General features: G+C 41.1%; 3 protein-coding genes and 1 pseudogene. 3 read left to right on the top strand and 1 reads right to left on the bottom strand.

Going from position 1 to position 2625, the window contains the following annotated elements; genetic code table 11:
* Nucleotides 1–142, top strand: a 142-nt coding sequence (locus tag D8886_RS11470; protein ID WP_185761305.1) for an abortive infection family protein, incomplete at its 5' end; no start/stop codon positions are given.
* A 554-nt stretch (nucleotides 143–696) separates the two neighbouring features.
* On the opposite strand, the gene D8886_RS11460 is transcribed toward D8886_RS11470, so the two are convergent.
* Entirely contained in the window at nucleotides 697–1623 is a 927-nt protein-coding gene (locus tag D8886_RS11460; protein WP_125435766.1) for an alpha/beta hydrolase family protein, read from the bottom strand.
* A 288-nt stretch (nucleotides 1624–1911) separates the two neighbouring features.
* On the opposite strand from D8886_RS11460, the gene D8886_RS11455 reads away from it, so the two are divergent.
* Entirely contained in the window at nucleotides 1912–2325 is a 414-nt protein-coding gene (locus D8886_RS11455) for a YjdF family protein (protein ID WP_002926055.1), read from the top strand.
* A 191-nt stretch (nucleotides 2326–2516) separates the two neighbouring features.
* A pseudogene (locus D8886_RS11450) lies at nucleotides 2517–2625 on the top strand (IS200/IS605 family transposase); the annotation flags it as partial.

The raw sequence follows: 2625 nt of genomic DNA, 5'->3' as shown, positions 1-2625 counted from the left end.
TAGAAATGACAAAGGGGACGGTCACGGGAAAGGTCTTTCTTTTAAAGAACTCCCACCAAGATATGCTTCATTAGTCGTTAGTTCAGCGATTACGATTGTTACTTTTATTTGGGATACTTACAATAGTAAAAAAGGCAAATAAAAAACGGCATTTGCCGTTTTTTCAAGTCATAGATAAAGTCGAAATCAACCTCTGATTCCAATTGGCGAAGAAAGTGATCTTCTGGGACCAATTCGTCTATCGTATAGAAGCCATATTGGCAGCGATGATAATCAGGTTTTTCTTTGTGAAACATAGGGAGTACCTCACAACTTTTCTTACTTCTATTATACGACTTTACACAAAGAAAAGCCCTTAGAAACTTATGTTCTAAGAACTTTGTCTTCAATCTGAAAAAACGGCATTTGCCGTTTTTTTTGCTTTCATAAGGTGCCTGAACTCAGAAAATATTTTAGAGTGCTGAGTGTCATATCCCCCTTTGGGGAGATTTTTTATTTTCACTAAGATTTTAGCCCGAGCTCAAATTAGTTCTCTAGTTTCAGATGGCTTTTTTGTTAATCTTTCCTCCAAAATACTTTGCTGTCTAGTTATCCCGTTTTGACATATTCAAATATTATTTCCTAGCCTACCCCTTCTAATTTCTCCAAATAAAAAGTTCTTCCATGATTTTAGAAGAACTTTTTCTATCAGCGAATTTACTCTTTCAAGAATTTTTGGATTGCAGGAGCGGCAGTGATAGCAAATCTTTCGTCGATACGGTGCTCTCCACCTTCTACTGTGACCAGCTCTGTATTTGGAATGGTCTTACTCGCTTGAACAGCATACTGGTAGGGCACGACTGCATCATCAGTTCCGTGAATAATGAGGGTCGGAGCTGTGATTTTGGCTTGCTCTGCTTGGATGTCAATGTCTAAGGCATCGATCAGATAAATCTTGCCCAGGGTAACATTGTGGTGAGTCATGCTATCAGGAAGTTGGTCTAGTTCTGGACTCCCTAGCTGACGGTAGGTCTCTTGCACATCGTCGAAAAGAACGAAGGCTGGAAAGATAAGCATGAGTTTGTGCACACGATCAGGATAGGCAGCAGCATAGAGACTAGCAACGACACCGCCTTGGCTGGCACCGAATAAACTCATTTTGCTCTTATCTACAAAGGTCTCAGAACTCAGCTTTTCCATGACTTGAGTCAAATCTGTGAGTTCGGTCTTGACCGACATATTCAGCATATCCTGCCCACCACTTTTCGATTGGCGGCTGCCGCCGTAGAAATCAAAGCTGTAAACCAGATAACCTTGCTTTGCCAGCAGCTGGCTGTACATTTCATATTGCTCAAGGATGTTGTTCAATCCATGTGCGATAACAATAGTCGGCAATTTTTTACTCTTGTAGTCAGAAGGAGCTGTAATCTTTCCGTAGAGCTGCTTGTCATCGTAGGAAACGCTGTACTCTTCGGATACAATGTCTTCTGTCGGAGTCGGTTGCTTGTCGCTCTTCTCGCTAGAACTTGTCTGAGTGGTTTCTGGCGTAGAAGGGGTAGGATTCGGTTTAATCTGGGAGTGCCAGAAGAAAAGGCCTAGTCCAGCCAAGCACAAGGCTACTAAGAAAGCCCAAATATACTTCATAGTTCTCTCCTTTCAGTATTTGTAGTATTATAGCGGAAATGAATGTATTTTACAAGAAGAGAGCTTTCTTGTTTTTGATTTTTCTGGATCTCATACAAGAAAATCCAATTCAGCCATCTAAGCGAGATTCCGATAACCTTGAGTTTTTTAGAAAATCTTGCTAAACTGTAGCTACTAAGATAAAAACACAGTTCTGGTTGGTAGTCCAGACGCAAAAAATCCATTTTTTGTCAGTAACCTTCCTCCTTGGTTGTCCATTCTTAGGGATTTTTTAAAGGAGGTGCTGTCATGGATAAGATTTCAATGACGCTGACAGTTTATTTTGAAGAGGGATTTTGGCACGGTCTTTTCGAGCAGGAACATGCTCAATCTTATAGAGTTTGCCGAGTCACCTTTGGTGCAGAGCCTAGCACGCAGGAATTGTTGGATTTTCTAAACCGTTATTATCATCGGTTGCAGTTTAGTCCTAGCATCAGAGTGAAGGAGAAGACTAAGTCGGTCAGTCCTAAACGCCTGCAGAGACAGGCTAAAAAGGAGCAGATGGCTTCACGTTCTTCAAAGTCTCAGGAAGCGCTGAGTCTGCAATTAGAAGAGCAAAAGAAAATCGCTCGAGTCAAGCGCAAGCAGCAGAAAGAACTGGCTAAGCAAAGGAAATTCGAACTCAAACAGCAAAAACGGTTGGAAAAGCACAAGGGGCATTGAGCCTGGTTTTTCTTATTTATATGGGAAAGTCTTCCGATGGGAGGCTTTTTGTTTTGGCTTCAAGCCAGTTTTTCTCGCATAGAAAAACAAGAAAACCACCAGCTAAGCTGGTGGCTGCCAAGGCTTTGAGCTTTCATTTCTTTTTCCTGGTATAATCTACTTGTTCAGGTAAGACAAAGTAGGAAAAAGAAATGTCTAAAACCAGTTACAGTTTATCACATACCAAATGGATGTGCAAATATCATATCATCTTTACCCCCAAGTACCGCAGAAAAACCATTTACTACAAAATAAGACGAG

The sequence above is a fragment of the Streptococcus sanguinis genome, assembly GCF_003943655.1.
GTDB classification, from domain to species: Bacteria; Bacillota; Bacilli; order Lactobacillales; family Streptococcaceae; genus Streptococcus; species Streptococcus sanguinis_F.
The sequence above is the reverse complement of the archived record's forward strand: the minus strand, read 5'-3'. Positions and strand labels throughout refer to the sequence as shown.

Coding starts and splice junctions, on each gene's coding strand:
- D8886_RS11460 (WP_125435766.1), bottom strand. CDS start 1,623: ATGAAGTATATTTGGGCTTTCTTAGTAGCCTTGTGCTTGGCTGGACTA.
- D8886_RS11455 (WP_002926055.1), top strand. CDS start 1,912: ATGGATAAGATTTCAATGACGCTGACAGTTTATTTTGAAGAGGGATTT.